At 68.2% G+C, this 20,840-nt stretch carries 23 protein-coding genes; 15 read left to right on the top strand and 8 right to left on the bottom strand.

The annotated features are described in order from the left end of the window. Positions 1–18: 18 nt before the first annotated feature. Positions 19–936: an oxygenase MpaB family protein gene (locus MMF96_RS14900; protein WP_256883974.1), complete on the top strand. Its 918-nt coding sequence runs from the start codon at positions 19–21 to the stop codon at positions 934–936. A 15-nt stretch (positions 937–951) separates the two neighbouring features. Here MMF96_RS14900 and MMF96_RS14905 read toward each other — a convergent pair whose 3' ends face one another. Beyond that, the gene (locus MMF96_RS14905; RefSeq protein WP_256883975.1) at positions 952–1,302 is read right to left on the bottom strand and encodes a hypothetical protein; all 351 of its coding nucleotides are present in this window, start codon (positions 1,300–1,302) and stop codon (positions 952–954) included. Positions 1,303–1,506: 204 nt separating this feature from the next. Here MMF96_RS14905 and MMF96_RS14910 point away from each other — a divergent pair, with 204 nt between their 5' ends. Then, entirely contained in the window at positions 1,507–2,550 is a 1,044-nt protein-coding gene (locus MMF96_RS14910) for an LLM class flavin-dependent oxidoreductase (RefSeq protein ID WP_256883976.1), read from the top strand. A gap of 24 nt (positions 2,551–2,574) precedes the next feature. On the opposite strand, the gene MMF96_RS14915 is transcribed toward MMF96_RS14910, so the two are convergent. Together MMF96_RS14915 and MMF96_RS14920 are read right to left on the bottom strand one after the other, a co-directional pair. Continuing rightward, positions 2,575–3,774, bottom strand: coding sequence for an acyl-CoA dehydrogenase family protein (locus MMF96_RS14915; protein ID WP_256883977.1), 1,200 nt, complete (start codon positions 3,772–3,774; stop codon positions 2,575–2,577). Positions 3,775–3,854: 80 nt separating this feature from the next. Next, positions 3,855–4,646, bottom strand: a complete 792-nt coding sequence (locus MMF96_RS14920; protein ID WP_256883978.1) for a TetR family transcriptional regulator — start codon at positions 4,644–4,646, stop codon at positions 3,855–3,857. A 95-nt stretch (positions 4,647–4,741) separates the two neighbouring features. Between MMF96_RS14920 and MMF96_RS14925 the strand changes: the two genes are divergently transcribed. Then, a complete protein-coding gene (locus MMF96_RS14925; protein WP_176618069.1) occupies positions 4,742–5,971 on the top strand; it encodes a hypothetical protein in 1,230 nt (409 codons plus the stop codon). Positions 5,972–6,092: 121 nt separating this feature from the next. Here the strand turns inward: MMF96_RS14925 and MMF96_RS14930 are convergent, their stop codons facing one another. After that, positions 6,093–6,254, bottom strand: a complete 162-nt coding sequence (locus MMF96_RS14930) for a hypothetical protein (RefSeq protein ID WP_176618070.1) — start codon at positions 6,252–6,254, stop codon at positions 6,093–6,095. Positions 6,255–6,457: 203 nt separating this feature from the next. Here MMF96_RS14930 and MMF96_RS14935 point away from each other — a divergent pair, with 203 nt between their 5' ends. The 11 genes from MMF96_RS14935 to MMF96_RS14985 are packed head-to-tail and all read left to right on the top strand — an operon-like array spanning position 6,458 to position 17,419. Then, positions 6,458–7,132 (top strand): TetR/AcrR family transcriptional regulator, encoded by a 675-nt coding sequence (locus MMF96_RS14935; RefSeq protein ID WP_176618071.1) that lies wholly within the window; start codon positions 6,458–6,460, stop codon positions 7,130–7,132. A gap of 14 nt (positions 7,133–7,146) precedes the next feature. Beyond that, complete coding sequence (locus tag MMF96_RS14940) at positions 7,147–7,944, top strand: enoyl-CoA hydratase-related protein (RefSeq protein ID WP_176618072.1); 798 nt, start codon at positions 7,147–7,149, stop codon at positions 7,942–7,944. A gap of 19 nt (positions 7,945–7,963) precedes the next feature. After that, complete coding sequence (locus MMF96_RS14945; RefSeq protein ID WP_176618073.1) at positions 7,964–9,109, top strand: acyl-CoA dehydrogenase family protein; 1,146 nt, start codon at positions 7,964–7,966, stop codon at positions 9,107–9,109. A gap of 50 nt (positions 9,110–9,159) precedes the next feature. Further along, positions 9,160–9,906: an SDR family NAD(P)-dependent oxidoreductase gene (locus tag MMF96_RS14950; RefSeq protein WP_176618074.1), complete on the top strand. Its 747-nt coding sequence runs from the start codon at positions 9,160–9,162 to the stop codon at positions 9,904–9,906. A gap of 54 nt (positions 9,907–9,960) precedes the next feature. Beyond that, positions 9,961–11,619: an AMP-binding protein gene (locus MMF96_RS14955; RefSeq protein WP_176618075.1), complete on the top strand. Its 1,659-nt coding sequence runs from the start codon at positions 9,961–9,963 to the stop codon at positions 11,617–11,619. Between the two features lie 5 nt (positions 11,620–11,624). Further along, positions 11,625–12,803 (top strand): acyl-CoA dehydrogenase family protein, encoded by a 1,179-nt coding sequence (locus tag MMF96_RS14960; protein ID WP_176618086.1) that lies wholly within the window; start codon positions 11,625–11,627, stop codon positions 12,801–12,803. Positions 12,804–12,810: 7 nt separating this feature from the next. Beyond that, positions 12,811–13,587: an enoyl-CoA hydratase/isomerase family protein gene (locus tag MMF96_RS14965; RefSeq protein WP_256883979.1), complete on the top strand. Its 777-nt coding sequence runs from the start codon at positions 12,811–12,813 to the stop codon at positions 13,585–13,587. 3 nt (positions 13,588–13,590) lie between these two features. Further along, positions 13,591–14,451 (top strand): 3-hydroxyacyl-CoA dehydrogenase family protein, encoded by an 861-nt coding sequence (locus MMF96_RS14970; RefSeq protein WP_256883980.1) that lies wholly within the window; start codon positions 13,591–13,593, stop codon positions 14,449–14,451. Beyond that, positions 14,441–15,670 (top strand): acyl-CoA dehydrogenase family protein, encoded by a 1,230-nt coding sequence (locus MMF96_RS14975; protein ID WP_256883981.1) that lies wholly within the window; start codon positions 14,441–14,443, stop codon positions 15,668–15,670. Before MMF96_RS14970 ends, MMF96_RS14975 begins: the two co-directional genes overlap by 11 nt. A gap of 59 nt (positions 15,671–15,729) precedes the next feature. Further along, positions 15,730–16,506 carry an SDR family NAD(P)-dependent oxidoreductase gene (locus tag MMF96_RS14980; protein ID WP_256883982.1) on the top strand — a complete coding sequence of 259 codons (777 nt, stop codon included), beginning with the start codon at positions 15,730–15,732 and terminating at the stop codon, positions 16,504–16,506. Positions 16,507–16,516: 10 nt separating this feature from the next. Next, positions 16,517–17,419: a MaoC/PaaZ C-terminal domain-containing protein gene (locus MMF96_RS14985; protein WP_176618080.1), complete on the top strand. Its 903-nt coding sequence runs from the start codon at positions 16,517–16,519 to the stop codon at positions 17,417–17,419. 20 nt (positions 17,420–17,439) lie between these two features. On the opposite strand, the gene MMF96_RS14990 is transcribed toward MMF96_RS14985, so the two are convergent. From MMF96_RS14990 to MMF96_RS15000, 3 genes are all read right to left on the bottom strand, one after another. Continuing rightward, positions 17,440–17,994 carry a cysteine hydrolase family protein gene (locus tag MMF96_RS14990; protein ID WP_256883983.1) on the bottom strand — a complete coding sequence of 185 codons (555 nt, stop codon included), beginning with the start codon at positions 17,992–17,994 and terminating at the stop codon, positions 17,440–17,442. A 131-nt stretch (positions 17,995–18,125) separates the two neighbouring features. After that, complete coding sequence (locus tag MMF96_RS14995; RefSeq protein ID WP_256128051.1) at positions 18,126–18,779, bottom strand: TOPRIM nucleotidyl transferase/hydrolase domain-containing protein; 654 nt, start codon at positions 18,777–18,779, stop codon at positions 18,126–18,128. Between the two features lie 91 nt (positions 18,780–18,870). Beyond that, positions 18,871–19,461, bottom strand: coding sequence for a C1 family peptidase (locus MMF96_RS15000; RefSeq protein WP_256883984.1), 591 nt, complete (start codon positions 19,459–19,461; stop codon positions 18,871–18,873). 436 nt (positions 19,462–19,897) lie between these two features. Between MMF96_RS15000 and MMF96_RS15005 the strand changes: the two genes are divergently transcribed. After that, positions 19,898–20,140 carry a DUF2630 family protein gene (locus MMF96_RS15005; RefSeq protein WP_176618083.1) on the top strand — a complete coding sequence of 81 codons (243 nt, stop codon included), beginning with the start codon at positions 19,898–19,900 and terminating at the stop codon, positions 20,138–20,140. A 484-nt stretch (positions 20,141–20,624) separates the two neighbouring features. Here MMF96_RS15005 and MMF96_RS15010 read toward each other — a convergent pair. Next, positions 20,625–20,840: hypothetical protein (locus MMF96_RS15010; RefSeq protein ID WP_256883985.1), on the bottom strand; the 216-nt coding region annotated here is incomplete at its 5' end.

Raw genomic sequence — 20,840 nt, forward strand, 5'->3', positions numbered from 1 at the left:
AAGGGCAGGCCGGCACCCATGGAAAACGTCCTCGCCCGCTGGCGGCGCGAGCTGCGCGGCACCTTCAGCGCCAACTCACCCACCGTTCCCCAATGGGAGCGGGACCTGGAAAAGGGCGACGACGGAGGCTACTTTGCGCCGGAATCGGCGGCCTGGGCTGTCCACGGGTCCATGACGCCCGTCGTGGCCGGCATCCAGGCCCTGTTGCTCCAGGCCCTGCACCCCGGCGCGATGGCAGGGGTCCACGACCACTCCGACTACGCTTCCGATCCGCTGTCACGGCTGGCCGGCACCATTCGCTGGATCTTCACGGTGACCTATGGCGACACGGCGGCCGCCCAGGCCGCATCCAGCAAGGTGCGGCGCATCCACACCCACATCAGCGGTACCTACCAGGCCAACCCGGGGACGCCGGCCGCTTACACGGCCAACGATCCCGAACTGCTGCGCTGGGTGCACCTGGCGTTTACTGAAGCGTTCCTGGCCTGCCACCAGGCGCTGGGCCGGCCGATCCCCGGCGGCGCAGACGCATACGTGGCGGACTGGGCGGTGGCCGGACACCTCATGGGCGTCCCCGACCCGCCCATGACGATGGCCGGCCTGGACCGGCAGCTGGCCGGCTTCCGGCAGGAGCTTCGCTGCGACGAGCGGGTACAGGAGACGGTGGAATTCCTGAAGCGCCCGCCGCTGCCGCGCTCGCAGCAACTTGGTTACAAGGTGCTGTTTGCCACCGCCGTCGCCACGCTTGACCCGCGTTACCGCACGCTGCTTGGCCTCCATGCGCCCCACGTGGGCCCTGTGCAGCTTCCGGTGCGGTGGGCGGCGAAGGTGGTGCTCGGCGTCGTCCATCTGGGGCTGGGAAAAACGGGGCCAAGTGAACAGTCAGCCCGGGCCCGGCGGCGCCGGCTCGGCCTGGACCGTCCGGCGCACGGATAGCGTGCGGGACTCCGGCTACATGGTGTCCAGCTGGTGGGCGGTGCAGGAGAGATAGATGCGCGAATCGTCCACCCTGTCAATGGCAGCCATCGGCGCAAAACGGCTGCCGGACCACAGGCCGTGGCCGGAAATCTTGACAAAGCCGGCGCGGAAGAGGCGTGCGGACAACTCCTTGGGCACGCGCGGGGTGGCACCGAAAATGGCGGTCAGCATCAGGTTGATGGGATCCTGGGTGGAGACGCTGGCGGCTTCCTCAAAATCAGCGATTTTCTCATTGGCCGGTTCCACATGGCTGACCCTGCCAACCTCGCGTCCCTCCGAGTCGATAACCAACATGCCTTTGACGACGTGGTCGTAAGTGATCATTGCGACATCCTCCTTGAGCCCTTACCTGAACTATATAACCGCCCCGTGAAAAGTATCTGCAAAGTTCGTTCCTATTACGCAACGTCGGGAACAGGCGTTCACCGGCGCGCGGGCCCGGCCCCCTCGGGCGTGTCGCGGACTTGTCCAAATAATCTGTTGAGAATATGATCTTCTGTACAACGTATTGAAAAAAGGGAGGCCGGCATGGAAATCGGTGCGTACAGTTTTGGTGACACCCCGCTGAATCCGGACGGGACGCCGGGGTCCACGGCTGAGGGGGTCCGGAACCTGTTTGAGGCCATCGTCCACGCGGACCGGGCGGGCCTGGACTACTTTGGCGTGGGCGAGCACCACACCGTGTCCATGCCGGCCTCCTCGCCCGGCACCGTGGTGGCGGCTGCGGCCGCAGCCACCTCGCACATCGTGCTGGGCAGCGCGGCGAGCATCATCAGCACCGATGACCCTGTCCGCGTCTTCCAGCAGTTCGCCACCGCCGACGCAATTTCCGGCGGCGGGCGGATCGAGATCACGGCCGGCCGCGGCTCGTCCGTGGAAACGTTCCCGTTGTTTGGCTACGAGCTGCGTGACTATGACCAGCTGTATTCGGAGAAGCTGGAGCTGCTCATGGCGCTGAACAATGCCGGGAGTGAAAACGTCAGCTGGAGCGGCACCGTGCGCCCGGCGATCGGGAACCTCGCCGTCGTCCCACGCCCCGTGCGGGGCAGCCTGCCGCTCTGGATCGCCACCGGCGGCAGCCCGTCGTCGTCCGCCCGGGCGGGGCGCCTGGGACTGCCCATTTCCTATGGGATCATCGGCGGCGCGCCGCACCGGTTTGCCCCGCTGGCCGAGCTTTACCGGAAGGCGGCCGTCCAGGCGGGGCAGGCCGCCGACGGCCTGAAGGTGTCCGTGGCGGCGCTGGGGCTGGTGGCTCCGAGCAAAAAGGAGGCGCTGGAGCGTTTCTATCCGGGCTGGTACAACCTCAATGTGGAAATGGGCCGGCTGCGCGGCTGGCCGGCGCCGGACCGGGGTGCGTTCCTGGCCCAGGCCGACGCCCCCGGCGCCTACTACGTGGGCGGCCCGGACGAGGTGGCGGAACGGATCGTGCACCTGCACGGCTACCTGGGCCACATGCGCCATTTCCTGCAGATGGACATCGGCGGGCTGCCGCACGCGCACCTGTTGGAATCGATCACGCTGCTGGCCACCGAGGTCAAGCCGCGCGTGCAGCGCCTGCTCGCCAAAAAATAGCCCGGCGCCGGTGGCCGGCAGGGGTCAGGCGAAGGCGCTTTGGCCGGTGATGTCGCGTCCGATCAACAGCGTCTGGACGCTTTCGGTCCCTTCGTAGGTGTGGATGGATTCGATGTCCATGAGGTGGCGGACCACGTGGTTCTCCAGCAGGATCCCGTTGCCGCCGAGCATGTCGCGGGCCATGGCGGCGAGCTGGCGGGCCTTGCGGGTGTTGTTGTACTTGGCCATGGACGCCTGCGTGGGCAGCAGCGTGCCGGCGGCATCCAGGGTGGCGGCCTGCACGCACATGAGCTGCATGCCGGTCAGCTCGGCCAGCATCTGGGTGAGCCGTTCCTGCACCAGCTGGAACCTGGCCAGCGGCTTGCCGAACTGGATACGTTGGTTCGCGTAGCTCAGGGCGGCCTCATAGACGGCCGTGGCATGTCCCAGCGCGGACCACGCCACGCCCAGCCGCGTGGCCACGAGCACCTTGGAGGTGTCCTTGAAGGTGTGGCTTCCGGGCAGGACGTTCGACGCCGGGATCCTCACCCCGTTCAGCGAGATGCGCGCCTGGAAGATGGCCCGCAGCGAGCCCTTGCCCGTGATGGTTTCGGCCTCGTAGCCGGGCGTGTCCTGCTCCACCAGGAAGCCGCGCACGCCGCCGTCGTCGTCCGCCCCGGCATCCGCCACGCGGGCCCAGACCACGGTCACGCCGCCCACGGAGCCGTTGCCGATCCACTTCTTTTCGCCGTCGAGCACCCATTCGTCCCCGTCCCGGCGTGCGCTGGTTGTCAGCCCCACGGAATCGGAGCCGTGGTCGGGTTCGGTCAGGGCGAAGGCGCCGTATTCCTCGCCGCGGGCCAGCGGGCCCAGCCAGCGCTCCTTTTGCGCGTCGGAGCCGAAGTAGGCGATGGACCTCATGGCCAGCCCGCCCTGGACGGCCACGACGGTGCCCAGGGAGCCGTCGATGCGTGAAATCTCCATGTTCACGAGCCCGGCGGCCATGGGTGACATCGTTTCCAACCCCGGCACCTCCAGGCCGTCCGCCAGCAGGTTCAGCTCGCCCATGCGCCTGACCAGGTGCAGCGGGTAGTCGGCACGGTCCCAGTAGTCGTTGATCTGCGGCAGCGCCTCGGCGGCCAGGCTGCGGGCGCGGTCCCACACCTTCCGGTCCTCGGGGCTCAGCTGCGCGAACGCGTCAAAATAGTCGGTGTCGAGGGGTTCGCTGACGTCGTAGTCGGGCATGGGGCATCCTTGGCGGGTAGGTTTATTGGCTGCCGCCAGTCTGTCGTGAAACTCAGTCCCACGTCAAGTGAAACTGGGTATCAGGTGGTGCCGTCGAGTGCCCTCCGCACCGCAGCCGTGATGTCCGCCGGCGGTGTCGACCGGGAAAACACGGCAACCACGACGTCGTCCGCGGCCCGGGACGCCCCGCCCGCCCGGGTGACGCCCGCGTGTCCCCCTACGGCCTGTCCAGCACCTTTCGGGGCACCGCCTGCCGCGGCACCGCCTGCCGGGGCACCGCCCCGGGCGGGTTCCGCCGGGCCGTCGAGGACCCCGAAAAGCCGGCGGACGTCGTCGAGCGCCGCACGCATCTGTGCCCCGGTCACCGGCCGGGCACCGCGCATGAATTCGCGCAGCAGGTAGTTGTGCGTGGCGATGACGGCCGCGGCGAAGCGGACCGGGACCAGCGGGTCGAGGGCCGGCAGGGCGCCGCGCAGGTACGCATCGAAGAGCTTTTCATAACGGAACACCGTGACCAGTTCCTTGTCGCGCAAGGCCGGGTGCGCGTTGACCACGGCATAGCGCAGCCCGGCCGGCGCGTCCTCCGCCGCGAAGTGGGCAAAAACCTGCTCGGCGGCCTCGCACACGGCCAGCCACGGGTCCTCGTGCGGTCGGGCCAGGAACCCGCGCAGCAGCTCCAGCAGGGCGGCGTGGTCGGCAAACACCACATCCTCCTTGGAACCGAACTGCCGGAAGAAGGTGCTGCGCGAAATGCCGCAGGCGGCGGCAATCTGGTCCACGCTGGTCGCGTCAAAGCCGTGCCCGGCGAACAATTCCAGGGCGGTGCGGGCCACGGCCAACGGGAACGGGGCCGGCTCTGCGGGTGCGTGCATGCCTTCCACCTTAGCGCCCGCACCGCCCTTGACACCCGCCCCGGCAGCTGCACACCATGGCATCAGCCGAAGCACCCTTTGTGGAGGAGCCCGTCATGGAACATGGTCCAGGTCTCGCCGGAACGCCGGCACCCACCCCGGTGCAGCTGGCGGCACTGCGCCCCCATGTCGTCGAACTGCAGGACGGCAAGTTTGCCACCACCGCCGAACTGAACACCACGCCGGCGGACGTCGACGCCATCTTCGCCACCCACCTCCCGGCCTTTGTGCAGGCCCGCGGCGGGGGAGGGGTGCCGGTGGTTTTTTGGGCACACGGAGGGCTGGTGGATGAACGCAAGGCGCTGGCCCAGGCCCTGCACGACATCCCCTGGTGGCTGGCCAACGGCATTTACCCCGTCCATTTTGTGTGGCACACCGGTTTCTGGGAAACCCTGGGCGAACTGCTGGCACAGCACTATGCGGAACTTGACGCGGCCGCGCCGCTGGCGGGCCGTCATCGGGCGGCGGTGCCCGTGGTTGCCGGCACCGTGCCGGCGCCCCTGCCCGGCCCCGCGCCCGCCGGGCCGGGCGCGGTCTCCGATGCCGCGGACACCGACGTTACCGACGGGCTCATCGAGGACCTGCTGCGGTTTATCGGCGGGCCGGAGGTGTGGGCGGCCATGAAGGACAGTGCACGCCTCGCCTCGGAACCCGGGGGCGGCGCCGCCTACGTGGCGGATGCGCTCCGGGCCTACGTGGCGGCGCATCCGGGACAGGTGTCCGTCCACGCCGCCGGTTTCAGCGCGGGGGCCAACTTCCAGCGGTACTTCGTGCCCGCCGTCGTCCGGGACGGGACGGCCGGCGTCAAAAGCTGCAACCTGCTGGTGCCCGCCCTGCGCACCGCGTCCTTCAAGGAGGGACTGGAACCGTTGTTGGGCACGGGCATCCAACGGCTGGCGCTGTTCGGGATGCACCAGGACCTGGCGCTCGCGGACAACACCTTCGGCATCTACCACAAGTCGCTGCTCTACCTGGTCCGGGCCGCACTGGATTCCACGCCCGGCACCCCGATCCTGGGCCTGCAACAGTGCATCAACGAGGACCCGGGGCTGGCTGCGCTGTTCAAGGAAGCGCCTGCCGCCGGGGTCGCGGAGGCCGTGTGGTCGGTCGCGGCCGGCGGTCCGCTCGATGCGCGCAGCACCGCCACCACGCACACCGCGTTCGACAACGACGCCCCCACCATGGACAGCGTGGCCCGCCGGATCCTGGGCCGGGACAGCATCGTCTCCTACGGTGCCACGCAGCACCGCGGGGTCCTGCGGGCCGCCGCGCAGTCGGCCCCCTAACGCCCAGGCTGCACCGCAGCGCCCGGGCTGCACCGCTATGCCCCAGGGCCCCGCGCGGCGTCGGGGCCTGACGCCGTTCCCGGGCCAGACATTCCCGGCTCAGTGGGTCAGGAAAAGCCGGTCAGGCGAAGCCGGGGAGCATGGGCGCATCGGTGAACAGCTCTGCGGCGTCGTCCGGGGCGGCTTCAAGGATGAAACTTTCCACCGGAGGCTCGCCCAGGGCAACGAGGAGCTCGTTGATGGAGGTTTGGCCCTCCAGCACCTCGGGAATTTCACTGTCCATCAAGCAAGCCTATGGTTCCGTGCCGCGCTGCCGTGCCGGGACACGCCCGGGGCCGGCGCGTAGTGCCGGCAGTGCCTGGGGGAACGGAAACTTTTCCCGGCCCGGAAGCGTAAAAACCCTTGACGACCCTAAAAACTGAATGTAGTCTCATTGAAAATGAACCAAGGTTCATTTTCAATGAAAACCAATTCAGTGAGGCATTCATGAGTCCCGCACCATCCACCCGCCTGGACGATCCTGCCAAGGCAGCCACCGCAGCCAGGGCCTCCCTGCGCAAGCGGCAACTGCTCAGTGCGGCGGCCCGGCTGATGGAACGCGATGGCGCCGACGCCGTGTCCATGCAGGCACTTGCCGAAGAGGCATCCGTCAGCGTTGGGCTGATCTACCGCTACTTTGGCAACAAGGAAGACCTCCTGCTGGCCGTCATCGTGGAAGTGCTGGATGCCTTCGAGGTGCAGGTGCCCGCGGCCATCGAGGCGGCCGGGACAGATCCCGTGGAGCGGATCGCGGCCGGATTCGCCGCCTACTGCACCGTCATCAACGACCACCGCGATGCGGCCGTGCTGTCCTACCGGGAATCCAAGTCCCTGGGTGCCGAAGGCCGGGACAAGATCAAGGACATGGAAGTGAGCACCGTGGCACCGCTCCAGCAGGCCGTCGTGGACGCGATCCGCGCCGGGTGGCTGGTGCGCGTCGACGCCGAACTTTTTGCCTACAACCTGCTGCTGCTGGCCCATGCCTGGGCGCTGAAGCGCTGGTACTTCGAACGCAGCTTTGACTTTGAAACGTACGTCCGGAAGCAAACGGCGGTGGCGCTGGGCGCCGTCGTGGCTGCCGAACACCGCGAAAGCTATTCCCATCTTTTGGACCTGAGCTAAGGAAAGAGTTCCCCGTGACCAACTTTGAAGACATCATCTATGAAGTCGACGGCCCCACCGCCGTCATCACCATCAACCGCCCCGAGCGCTTCAACGCCTTCCGCGGCCGCACGGTCGATGAACTCATCAAGGCCTTCCGTGCCGCCTGGGCCGACCGCTCCGTCCAGGCCGTCATCCTCACGGGCTCCGGCGAAAAGGCCTTCTGCACCGGCGGAGACGTCAAGCAGCGTGCCGAGACCGGCGACTACGGCCCCACGGAATCGGGCATGTTTGAAATCGGCAACCTGCACAAGCTCATCCGCGACATCCCCAAGCCCGTCATCGCCGCCGTCAATGGCATCGCGGTGGGCGGCGGCCACGTGCTGCACGTGCTGTGCGACCTCACGATCGCCGCCGACACCGCCCGGTTCGGCCAGGCCGGCCCCCGGGTCGGCTCCTTCGACGCCGGCTTCGGCTCGGCCTACCTGGCCCGCGTGGTGGGGGAGAAGCGCGCCCGAGAGATCTGGTACCTGTGCCGCCAGTACGACGCCGTCACGGCCGAACGCTGGGGCCTGGTCAATGCGGTGGTCCCTGCGGCGGAGCTTCTGGCCGAGGCCAAGGCCTGGGCTGCGGAGATCGCCGCGAAGAGCCCCACCGCCATCCGCTTCCTGAAGCAGTCGTTCAACGCCGACACGGACCACCAGGCCGGCCTCAGCAACCTGGCGATGTCAGCCCTTGACCTGTTCACCGCCTCGCCCGAAGGCCTGGAAGGGGCTGCAGCCTTCGCCGAAAAGCGCCAGCCCGACTTCAACAGCCGCGTCCTCACCCACTGACGGCACCAAGGAAGACATCATGGACTTCACACTCAGCGAAACGCAGAAGCAGTATGTCAAGGAAGCCCGCCTGGTGGCCGAGATGATCGCGCCAGGCTACAAGCAGCGCGAAATCGACCGCGGCATCGACCCCGGGCTGCGCCGCGAAATCGGCGCCCGCGGGCTCATCGCCCCCGAGCTGCCCGTGGACCTGGGCGGCCGCGGCGAGCCCCGGCTGACCTCGGGGCTCATCACCGAGGAAATCGCGCGCGGCGACTTCAACGTCGCCTACCTCCAGGTGGTCGGCTCCCTCGTGGGCCAAATCCTGGTCCGGAGCGCCACGCCCGCCGTGGCGGCCACCTGGGTGCCCCGTATTGCCAGCGGCGAGGACATCGTGGCGATCGGCCTGTCCGAGCCCGGCGCCGGCTCCGACGCCGGCAACCCTTCCCTGACTGCGCGACGCGGGCGTGGCGGCTGGGTCCTGAACGGGACCAAGTCCATGTCCTTCGCCCAGCAGTGCGGCGCCGCCGTGGTGTTTGCCAAAACCGACCCGGACGCCGGGCGGGGGCGTGGCATCAGCGCGTTCCTCGTTGACCGGTCCGGGGACGGCCTGCAGGTTGAGGGTGTCAGCGACATGGGCACCCGGGCCGTCACGCGCGGCTTTGTGCACTTCACCGACGCCTGGATCCCGGAGGAAAACCTGGTCGGGCCCGAGGGCGCCGGATTCACCCAGGTCATGCAGGGCTTTGACTTCAGCCGGGCACTGATCGGCCTGCAGTGCATCGGCGCGGCCGCCGTCACGGTCGAGGAAACCTGGGCACACGTGTCCGCCCGCCAGGCCTTCGACCAGCCGCTGAGCAAATTCCAGGGCGTCTCCTTCCCCTTGGCCGAAAGCGAAACCCTGCTCACCGCCGCACGGCTGCTGTGCCACCAGACGCTGTGGCTGAAGGACGAAGGCCTGCCGCACACCGCCCAGGCCGCCATGAGCAAGTGGTGGGCACCCAAAACCGCCTACGACGTCATCAACTCCTGCCTGCTGCTGCATGGCCAGTTCGGCTACATGACGGACAATCCGATTGAGCAGCGCATGCGCGACGTCCTGGGCCTGCAAATCGGTGACGGCACGGCGCAAATCATGAAGCTGATCATCGCCCGCCAGTCCGTCGGCCGCGAATTCGCACCCTGAGAAACGCCATAACACCCCTGAGACCCATCAAGAGCAACGGAGCACCAACCATGGGAACGCTTGAAAACAAAATTGCCATCGTCACCGGTGCCGGCAGCGGGATCGGCCGGGGCATCGCCGAAAAGCTGGCTGCCGAAGGCGCCACCGTCGTCGTCGGGGACATCAACGAGGCGGCCGCCAAGGAAACCGCCCACGCCCTCGGTAACGGCTCGGTCGGCGTGGCGGCGGACGTCACCGACCGCGACTCCGTGGATGGGTTCGTCCGCGGCGTCGTGGCCGAGTTTGGGCGGATCGACGTGCTCGTCAACAACGCAGGCTGGGACAAGGTGGAACCCTTCCTGGACAGCAAGGTTGCCGACTGGGACCGGGTCATCGCCATCAACCTCTACGGGACCCTGCACTGCAGCCAGGCCGTGCTCGCCGTCATGGCCGGGCAAGGGCACGGCGCCGTGGTCAACATCGGCTCCGACGCCGGACGGGTCGGTTCCTCCGGGGAGGCCGTCTACTCGGCGGCCAAGGGCGGCATCGTCGCCTTCACCAAGACCGCGGCCCGCGAAATGGCCCGCCACAACATCACCGTGAACTGCGTCTGCCCCGGGCCCGCCGACACCCCGCTCTTCGCCGCGATCAGCGCCGAAAACCCGAAACTGCGCACGGCCCTGGAACGCGCCATCCCGATGCGCAGGCTGGCTGAGCCGTCCGACCTGGCCAACGCCGTCGCCTTTTTCGCCTCCGACGAATCGGCCTACATCACCGGCCAGACGCTGTCCGTCAGCGGCGGCCTGACCATGAGCTGACGTGCGTCCGCGAAGCCCAGCCATCCCCCACCGACGAGCACAAAAGGTTGCACAATGACTTTTGAGACCATTTTCAACCCGGGCCTTGCACAGCACTACGCAGAAGCCGGCCTCTGGCAGAACAAGACGCTGGCCGACTTTCTCGACGAGGCGGCCACGGCCACCCCGGACAAAACGGCCAGCGTCGACTCCCGCGGCAGCACCACCTATGGGGAGCTGAAGCAGCAGGTGGACAGGTGCGCGCTGGGACTGCTGGAACTCGGCGTTGGGCCCGGGGACGTGGTCTCCATCCAGCTTCCCAACTGGCGCGAATGGCTCGTGGCGCACTACGCCGCGGTCCGGATCGGGGCCGTCACGAACCCCCTGATCCCCGTCTACCGGGACCGCGAGATCGGCTTCATGATGGGCCGCGCCGGAGCCAGGGTGGCCATCGTTCCAGCCACCTTCCGCAACTACGACTATCCCGCCATGATCGCGCGGCTGCGGCCGGAACTGCCCACCCTCGAGCACGTGCTGGTGGTCGACGCCGGTCCCGGGCCGGCCCAGGGCTTCACCAGCTGGGAAGACTTCATGGCAACGCCGTGGGAAGAACGCCGCGACCCCGCCGGGCTGGCAGCGCTCCGCCCGGACCCCAACAGCGTTTCGCTGCTGATCTTCACCTCCGGCACCACCGGCGAGCCCAAGGGCGTCATGCACACCCACAACACGCTCGTCGCCGGCAGCATGCCGTGGCCGGACAAGCTGGGCATGGACAACTCCGCCGTCATCCACATGGCCTCCACCTTCGCCCACCTCACCGGCTACCTCTACGGCGTGTCGCTGCCATTGCAGCTGGGCGCCACGGGCGTGTTCCAGGAGACCTGGAACGCGGAAACCTTCGTGGAACTGGTGGAACGCCACCGCATCGGGCACACCTCCGGAGCCACGCCCTTCCTCCACGACCTGCTCAACGCCGGCAACCTCAACCGCCACGACGTTTCCTCGCTGAAACGCTTCTGTTGCATGGGCGCCCCAATTCCCCGCGTCATGGTCCGCCAGGCGCACGGGGAACTGCCCGGCATGAGCGTCTTTGGCGGCTGGGGCCAGACCGAATGCGGGCTCGTCACCATGGGTCACCCCGCCGACCCGCTGGAAAAGATCTTCACCAGCGACGGACGCCCCTTGGCCGGCATGCAGATCCGCATCGTGGACCTCGACGGCGTGGAGCTGCCGGCGGACACCGACGGCAGGCTGCAGATCCAGGGGCCCTTCCTGTTCCAGGGCTACCTGGGCCGCCTCGAGGAGACCCGCGCGCTCCTGGACGGCGACTGGTTCGACACCGGCGACCTCGGAAGCATCGACGCGGACGGCTACCTGCGCATTGCCGGGCGCACCAAGGACGTCATCATCCGCGGCGGCGAAAACATCCCCGTCGCCTACGTTGAAAACGTGCTCTACGAACACCCCCTCGTCGAAGAGGTGGCCGTTGTGGCCATCCCGCACCCGCGCCTGCAGGAGATGGCCTGCGCCGCCGTCGTCCTCAGGGAAGGTGCCGGCCTGACCTTTTCCGACCTGCAGCAGTTCCTCACGGACAAGGGCGTCGCCAAGCCCTATTGGCCCGAACGCCTGGAAATCCTGGGCGAGCTGCCCCGCACCCCGTCCGGAAAAATCCAAAAATTCCACCTGCGCGACCGTTTCGCCAGCCCCCTCCCCACCACTGAAGGAATCCGATGAACGCCATGACCACCGCCACGGAGACCGCCAAGCGCTCCGACGTCTTGAACCTTGATGCCTTGTTTTCTGCCGATGAGTTGGCGTTGCGGGGGAGGGTGCGTGAGTTTGTGGATGGGCGGATCCGGCCGAACATTGCCGGGTGGTTTGAGGATGCGCATTTTCCGGTGGGGATCGCGCGGGAGATGGGTGCGCTGGGTCTGTTGGGCATGCATTTGAAGGGGTATGGGTGTCCTGGCCGGTCGGCGGTGGAGTACGGGATTGCGGCGATGGAGTTGGAGGCGGGGGATTCGGGGTTGCGGACCTTTGTGAGTGTGCAGGGGTCGTTGGCGATGTCCGCGATCCATAAGTGGGGTTCGGAGGAGCAGAAGAACGCGTGGCTGCCGGGGATGGCGAAGGGCAGGGTCATTGGTTGTTTTGGTTTGACGGAGCCGACGGCGGGTTCGGACCCGTCCTCGATGGCGACGCGTGCGGTGCGGGACGGGGACGGCTGGGTGTTGTCGGGGGCGAAGCGGTGGATCGGGTTGGCCTCGATCGCGCAGATCGCGGTGATTTGGGCGATGACGGATGAGGGTGTGCGGGGTTTTTTGGTACCCACGGACACGCCCGGGTTCACGGCGAGACCGATTGAGCCGAAGTTGTCGATGCGGGCCTCGATCCAGTGCGACATTGAGCTGGCGGATGTCCGGTTGCCGGCGGATGCGCTGCTGCCGGGGGCGAGGGGGTTGCGGGGGCCGTTTTCCTGCCTGAACGAGGCCCGCTACGGGATTATTTGGGGTGCGATGGGTGCGGCACGGGATTCCTATGAGGCGGCGTTGGCGTATTCGTTGGAGCGCCTGCAGTTCGACAAGCCGTTGGCGGCGTACCAGATCACGCAGGAGAAGCTGGTCAACATGTTGCTGGAGATCCAAAAGGGGGTGTTGCTGGCAATCCATACGGGGCGGATGAAGGATGCCGGGACGTTGGAGCCGGTGCAGATTTCGGTGGGGAAGTTGAACAATTGCCGGGAAGCAATCCAGATTTGCCGTGATGCCCGGGCCATCCTGGGCGGCAACGGGATCACCTTGGATTATTCGCCATTGCGGCATGCGAACAACCTGGAATCGGTGCGCACCTATGAGGGCACCGACGAGGTCCATACGTTGATCCTGGGCAGCCACATCACCGGCATCCCGGCCTTCCGTTAGGAGCACGATGAGTTACGAGACGATCCTGACCGGGGTCCGGGACGGGCTGGGGACCATCACGATCAACCGGCCCGCGGCCCGCAACGCGTTGAACTGGACGGTCCTGGAGGAGATTGCCGAGGTCCTGGCCGCATGGCGGGAGGACCCGGAGGTGGGCGTGGTGGTGTTCACCGGTGCCGGGGAGAAGGCGTTCGTGGCCGGGGCGGACATCAACCAGCTGGCCGGGTACACCATGGCGGACGGGCTGTCCGGGGCCATGGCCGGGCTTTATGACACGGTGGAGGCGTACGAGAAGCCGACCATCGCGGCGATCAATGGGTTTGCCCTGGGCGGCGGGAACGAGCTGGCGATGTCCTGCGACATCCGCATCGCGGCGGACACGGCCCGGTTCGGGCTGCCGGAGACGAACCTGGGCGTGTTGCCCGGGGCCGGGGGCACGCAGCGGCTCTCCCGGCTCGTGGGCAAGGGCCGTGCGGTGGAGCTGATCCTCACGGGGCGCATCTTTGATGCCGGGGAGGCGTTGCGGATCGGGCTCGTGACGGAGGTGACGGCGCCGGAGGGGCTGCGGGCCGCGGTGGAACGCACGGCCGGGCTGATCCTGGCCAAGGGGCCGCTGGCCGTGCGGCTGGGCAAGCTGGTGGTCACCAACGGTGCCGAGACGGACCTGCGCACCGGGCTGCTGCTCGAGCGCCTGGCCCAGTCCCTGCTGTATACGAGCAATGACAAGCGCGAGGGCGCGGCCGCGTTCCTGGAAAAGCGCCCGGCCCGCTTCGAAGGGAACTAGGCCATGGAGATCAAGAACATCCTGGTCGTGGGGTCCGGGGCGATGGGCTCGCAAATCGGGCTGGTCGCCGCCCTGGCCGGCTACACGACCACCGTGCAGGACATTGCGGAGGAGTCCCTGGCCGCGGCCCGCGGGCAGCTCGCCGCCCGCCTGGACGCTTCGGTGGCCAAGGGCCGGCTGGGCCGCGGGGACGCCGATGCCGCCCTGGCCCGGCTGTCGTTCACCACCTCGCTGGAGGACGGTGCGGCGGACGCGGACCTCGTCATAGAGGCGGCCACGGAAATACTGGAGGTCAAGCGGTCCATCTTCGCCGCCCTCGGCCGGGCCGCGCCGGCGCGGGCGATCCTGGCCACGAATTCCTCCACGCTGGGCTCCTCGAAGGTCGCCGATGCCACGGGCCGGCCGGGAAAGGTGTGCAACATGCATTTCTTCAACCCGGCCCTGGTCATGAAGTGCGTGGAGGTCGTCCGCCACCCGGGCACCTCCCAGGACACGGTGGACACCGTCATGGCACTGGCCCGCAGCCTGGGCAAGGCGCCGGTGCTGATCAACAAGGAAGTCCCCGGCTTCGTCGCCAACCGGCTCATGGGCGCCATCCGCGACGAGGCGCTGCGGCTCTACGCCGACGGCGTGGCCGGGTTTGAGGACATCGACACGGCCGCGAAGACCGCGCTTGGCCACCCCATGGGACCCTTTGAACTCATGGACCTCGTCGGCCTGGACGTCAGCTACCTCATCCGCCAGGCCACCCACGCCGAAACCGGCGACCCCGCAGACCTGCCCCACCCCGCCCTGGCCGCACTCTACGAACAAGGCCGCTACGGCCGCAAAACCGGAAAAGGCTGGTACAGCTATGACCATTGAGGACCAGTTCACGGCAGCCCTGGCCAAGGGGCTGACGGACGCCCGGGATACGGATCCCTACCTGCTGATGGGCAAACTCAGCGACGCCGACCGCGCCGTCATGCTCAGGGTCCGCGGTTTCGTCAACGACCGGGTGCTGCCGGTCATCAACGGCTACTGGGAACGGGCTGAATTTCCCTTTGAACTGCTGGACCCGCTGTCCCGGCTCGGCATCATCGGTTCCACCATCCGGGGCTACGGCTGCCCCGGGCTCAGCAGGCTGGGTGCCGGCATGGCCACGGTGGAGATGTCCCGCGGCGACGGCTCCATGAACACGTTCATCGGCGTCCAGTCGAACCTGTCCATGGGGACCATCAACATGCTTGGCAGTGAGGCACAAAAGCAGCGTTGGCTCCCGCGCATGGCCGCATTGGAGCTCATCGGTGCCTTCGCCCTGACCGAACCGGGCCACGGATCCGACTCGGTGGGCCTGGAGACCACCGCCCGCCGCGACGGCGGCCACTGGGTGCTCAAGGGCCGCAAACGGTGGATCGGCAACGCCAGCCACGCCGACGTCGTCGTCATCTGGGCCCGCGACGAGGCCGACGCCAAGGTCAAGGCCTTCGTCATGGAGAAGAACGACGACGGCACGTACCCGGACGGGTACCAAACCGCCGTGATCACCGGCAAGGTGGGCAAGCGGGCCATCCTCCAGCCGGACATCGCCCTGGACGGGCTGCGCATCCCGGAGGCGAACCGGCTCGCCAACGCCAACTCATTCCGGGATGCCTCCGCCGTGCTCGCCTCGACGCGCGGCGGGGCGTCCTGGGAATGCCTGGGCCACGCCATCGCCGCCTACGAGGCCGCCGTCACCTATGCCGGCGTGCGGGAGCAGTTCGGCCGGCCGATTGCCAGCTACCAGCTGGTCCAGCACAAGCTGGCCAACATGCTGGCCGAGCTCACCGCCATCCAGCTCATGTGCTTCCGCATGGCCGAGCTGCAGGAGGCGGGGGAGTGGACCGGGACCATGGCTTCCATCGCCAAGATGCACGGTGCGCAGAAGGCCCGGTGGATCTGCCAGGAAGCGCGCGACATCCTTGGCGGCAACGGGCTGCTGCTGGACTTCCACGTCTCACGGCACCTGACGGACATGGAGGTGGTGCACACCTACGAAGGCACCGATTCGATCCAGTCCCTGCTGATCGGCCGCGCCATCACCGGAATCCCGGCGTTCAAGTGACCGTCCCGGTGGGGGAACCCGCCGTCCCTGACCAACGCCCGGTTGCTTCCGGGGCGTTTATGCCGAACGCTCCCGCGCCATCGGCCGGGACCCCTGCTCCCCGTGTGCTCGTCATTGGCGCCGGCGGGATCGGCGCCGAGGTGTGCCGCGGGCTGGCGGCATCCGGTGCCGGCCTGTTCTTCACCTACCACGCCAACCGTGAAGCCGCCGCGGGGCTTGCGGCCGGGCTGCCGGGTGCCGGATGCGCCCGCCTGGATGCCACGGACCCAGACGCCGTCGCCGAAGTGGTGGCGCAGGCAGCCGCGGCGCTGGGCGGGATCGACGTCCTGGTGGTCACCGCCGGCCACCGGCACGGGCTGGAAACCTTTGAACGCACGACGCCGGCAGGCACCGGCGCGGTCCTCGCCACGGAGTTGGGCGGACCCATGAACGCCGTGCGCGCCGTGCTGCCGTCCATGCAGGCCGCAGGCTTTGGCCGGATTGTCCTGGTGGGTTCCGACAGCGGCAAGACAGGCTCGTTTGGCGATGCCGCGTCGTCGGCGGCACGCGGCGGCCTCATCGCCTTCGCAAAGTCAATCGCGCGGGAAAACGCGGCCGCCGACATCACCATCAACGTGGTTTGCCCCGGCCCCACCGACACGGAACTGCTGGCCGGGCTGACCTCCGCCGACGGCCTCACCGGTAAGGTCATGAACACCATCGTGCGGGCGGTGCCCAAGCGCCGCACGGGCACCGCGGCCGAGGTCGCCGCCGCCGTCGCGTTTCTGGCCGGTGCGGGGGCCGGCTTCATCACCGGCCAGGCTGTCAGCGTCAGCGGCGGCCTGGCGATGCAGTAGGGGATGGGACATGGGCATTGACAGTGGCCTTGCCGGCCGGCAGTTGGGGTCCGTCCGCCGCAGCTGGGATGCGGGCACGGCCATTTTGTATGCCCTCGGGGTCGGTGCGGGCGCCCTTCCAGGCCACGGAGAATTGGCCTTCACCACCGAAAACAGCGCCGGCACCCCCTTCCAGGTGCTGCCCACCTATGCCTCGGTGCTGGGCTTCCCGGCGCTGGCCCTGACCGGGAACGGCGCCGGGGGTGCGGCGGACATCTTCGGCGGGTTCCCGCCGTCGTCCATCCTGCACGGGGGACAAAGGCTCGCGGTGCATGCACCGCTTCCGGTGGAGGGTGCGGCCGATGTCAGCGCGGTGGTGGCCGACGTTCACGATGCCGGCGGGCACGCGCTCGTCACGGTTGCCACCGAGGCAACGGACGTGCGGGATGGGCGCCTGCTGGCCGGCAGCCGCGCCATCTTCCTGGTCCGCGGAGCCGGCGGTTTTGGCGGTCCCCGCCCGCAGCCGGACGGGTGGCTGCAACCGCGGCGGGCGCCCGACCACATGGTCGAATACGTCACCAGCCCCGCCCAGGGGCTGCTGTACCGGCTCAGCGGTGACCGGAACCGGCTGCACTCGGACCCGGCCGCCGCGCGGGAGGCCGGCTTCGACGGTCCCATCCTGCAGGGGCTGTGCACATGGGGCTTTGCCGGCCGGGCACTCCTGCACGCCGTTTGTGGTGGCAACGCAGCCGGGTTTGGCGCCATGGCGGCCCGCTTCACGAGCCCGGTCATGCCGGGCGAATGCCTGGCCGTGAGGCTCTGGGATTGCGGCACCGACACGAAGTTCCAGGTGCTTGTTGGGGACCGTGTGGTCATGGACCGCGGCCTGTTCACCCGAAACAGCGCCAACGGCACCGGCTCCGCCGACGGGTGAGGCGTCTCCCGCCGGCCGGGTCAGCCGGTGAAGCTGACGTCCGCCGTCGGGGTGACTGCGGCGGTGCGGCCCGGCGCCTCCTGGTATTGCCAGTAGAGGTTGGTGTGCGCGATGACTGCCTCCGGCGGCGGGGCACCCCAGGCGCTTTGGTCCTCGGTGGTGTGGGCGTCGCCCACCAGCGTGACGTCATATCCGCGCGTAAAGGCGCCGTGGATGGTGGACCGGATGCAGGCATCGGTCTGCGCGCCGGCCACCACGAGCCGGCCCACGCCGGCCCTGGCCAGCACCGCCTCCAGGTCCGTGCCTTCAAAGGCGTCGCCGAAGGTCTTGTGCACCAGCGGTTCGGGTTCGCGGCGGACCAGTTCGGGGACGTACTGCCAGGCCTCGCTGCCTTCCGTGAGCTGTTCGTCGGAATGCTGGACCCAGACCACGGGCGCACCGGCCTCACGTGCCTTCCCGACAAGGGAACCGATGTTGGCGACGACGGCGTCGCGGCCGTAGGCCCCGTCCACCACGCCGTTCTGGACGTCGATGACGACCAAGGCGGTATGGGGGCGTTCCTGAAGCGTTGTCATGGCGCTTGTCCTTGCTGGTCGAAGGGGTGTTTCTTCCGCCATCAAGCCTAGTACCGAGCAGTGACGTGCACCACAGGCCGTGGAGGGTGGCTGGCAGAACCGGACGCCTCAGGGACGGGCGGTGGGCCACGTCAGATGCAGGAGAGCAGGCCCTCCAAGGGCGCCGGCACCCTGTCCAGGGCCAGGCCGTTGGCCAGGTGCCGGCCGTAGTTGATCTTGCGGCCGCCCTGGGTGCCCATGAAGCGCCGCAGCTGCCGATCGACGGGCCGGCCGCGCTGCGCCGGCTGGTTCTGGAACAGCCGCCAGGAGCGCAGGTCACCATGGTCCGCGACAACCTGTTCGACGGCTGCCGGGCCCAAGGCGCGGATCAACTCGTCCTCGAGGTCGGCGACGCACACGAAAAAACCCAGCTTCTCCAAGGCGCCCCGGCCCGGGCAGGGGCCCAGCCCCGCGCGTTCCAATCCGCGCATGAAATAGCGCTCCTCGCCCGCGTCACAGAGGCCCGCCAGCTCAAGTCCCAGCCCGCCGGGCCCGAGCAGTTCCACGTACCTGGCAATGTTCGTCGCGCCTCCCATGGGCACCGTGGCGACACCGCCGGCGTCGAGCTTGACGCCCTTCCGTGCAGCCAGCGCCTCAACCGCGGCGGAATCGCTGGCGCCTTCCACGAGAACGGCCATGCGGATGTTTCCCACCAGGTCCCGGACAGCCGCCCCGGCCGCGGCATCGCCGGCCGCCCACCCGGCCACGGCCTGGCGGAACCGTTCCATCGTGTCCGTGGCTTCCATGGCCGGGCTTCTCCTTCCTTCCCGTGCGTGGCGCTACGGCCTGTTTGACGCGCCGGCCGGAGCTTTTGCACGACTTTACCTGCCGGCAGGTTCAGGACGTGGACTTCACCGTCCAAAAGTCGTTGGCCAGTGACGGGCTCAGCAGGTAGGCATAGGGCATGGTGGCGTACCCCGCCGTGCCCCAACCGCTGCCCCAGGAGTTGCGGATGGTGAACCGCTGGCCGGCGTCGTCGTAGCCCACCGCCACCACGCAGTGGCCGCCCAGGACGGATTCGCCCGACCCGGGCATCGGGACGACGCCCGTCGCGGCCACCTCGGGGCTTTCGAAGCTTGCGTAGACGGTGAAGCCAAACACAATCGGGTAGCCGGAGGCCAGGCAGCCTTTCAGCTGGGTCAGCGTCTGGCCGACGCGGGCGTAGACGATGGCGCGCTGCTTCCTGGCCGCCGTGTAGCAGGCCGCCTTCGGCTTGAGTGCGAACTTGGCGATGTCGTAGGGCCACAGAGATTCGTCGCAGACACCCGTTGTGGCAACCGACTTGATGCCGTCGCGGATCTGGGCGCCGGCGTCCGACTTCACCGTGCCTTCCATGACGCGCTCGTTGTAGTAGATGAACAGGCGTGACGGTGTGGACGTGTCCGGCAGGGCCTCCTTCAGGGCATCAAACTGCAGAACGCCGGCCACGCCGTTGCCGGTGCAGGACCCCAGCCGGCCCTGGTCGTAGACCGGCGGGCAGTGGGGGGGTCAGGTCAACGGCGGGCGGCAGGCTTGCCTGTACGGCCGCCGGTGCCGCGAAGTGAAAGTCACGCTGGTCCGGCAGGTCAGGGATCCACCCGTACCGGGGATTGCTTCTGGACATGGCCTGGGTGCCTCCTTGCCCGCATGCCGTGGTCCGGGGAGACCTCCAACAGCATGGTTGGAGCTGAGGTTCCTCCTGACGGTGGCGCAAGTCAAGGCACCACGGCTACTGGAACGCCCCGCGGCCAATCGGCGGAACGGAACCGGGGCAGGCTTCGCGCGGTCCCGGCCTGCGGCGCGGCTCTCGCCGCCGCAGGCATTGCGCACTAACGTAAGTGTGGACGGGCCAAGCGAAGCAGGACAACAGCCTAGGAGATGTGGCATGGACAACAATGAGGTGCGCCAGAAGATCGAGGAACTGGTCAAGTCCGAACAGGAACTGCGCGAATCTGGTCCGGAACAGGCCAGGCAGCCCGGGCACACGGCACAGCTGAGGTCCATCGAGATCCAGCTGGACCAGTGCTGGGACCTGTTGCGCCAGCGCCAGGCCCGTGTCCACGCCGGCGAAAACCCGGACGAGGCCCGGGTGCGCCCGGCCGGCGAAGTTGAGGGCTACCGCCAGTAGCCGTCGTCCACTGTCTGGCCGGGGCACCGGCGCCGCCGAACCTTGGGGTCGCCTGGATCCACGGCAGCCCGCGTCGGAAGGCATCAGCTGGACCGTCGATGCAGGTCCACCGGCACGACGGCAACGGCTTGATGCTGCGCCAAAGCAAGACGACCAGCTTTGAGGCACCCTTCCTTTGACTGTTGATTGGCAACAGCGGGGCGTTGCTGATGGACACCGGAGGTGCCGCCGATCCGGCGAGGTTTGCGCTGCGTGCCACAGTGGACTCGCTGATCACGGCATGGCCCGCCGCGCATTACCGGCCGTCGTGGCCTGTGTCCGCTTCGGGCTGCATCGCCGGCCGTCGTGTAGGACGCTTGATCAGGGAGGGCGGATTGGGACCGGTAGTGCCTGCGTCACCGGGAAGTTGGCCGAAGGTGGTTCGATTTTGCGGGTTGTGGTGCCTCGGGCACAGGGATACAGATGGAACTTCGGCCGGTAAATCTTAGCGCGGCCCGGATGCGTGCGGCCGGGGTCCCGGACGGGAGTCGCGCGCCGGTGGCAGGTGGTGTCCGTGCGGCAGGTCGGGCGCCTGGGCCGCGGCCTGCGACGGTCCGGAGGATGGGAACGGGGAGATCCCGGACCACGCCGCCTGCCACCTGTACCAGCAGGACTGGGGCATCCCGGTGGTGCTCTCCGCCGACGGTGCCAGCGAACTGGC

The sequence above is a fragment of the Arthrobacter sp. STN4 genome, assembly GCF_024539665.1.
Lineage (GTDB): Bacteria > Actinomycetota > Actinomycetes > Actinomycetales > Micrococcaceae > Specibacter.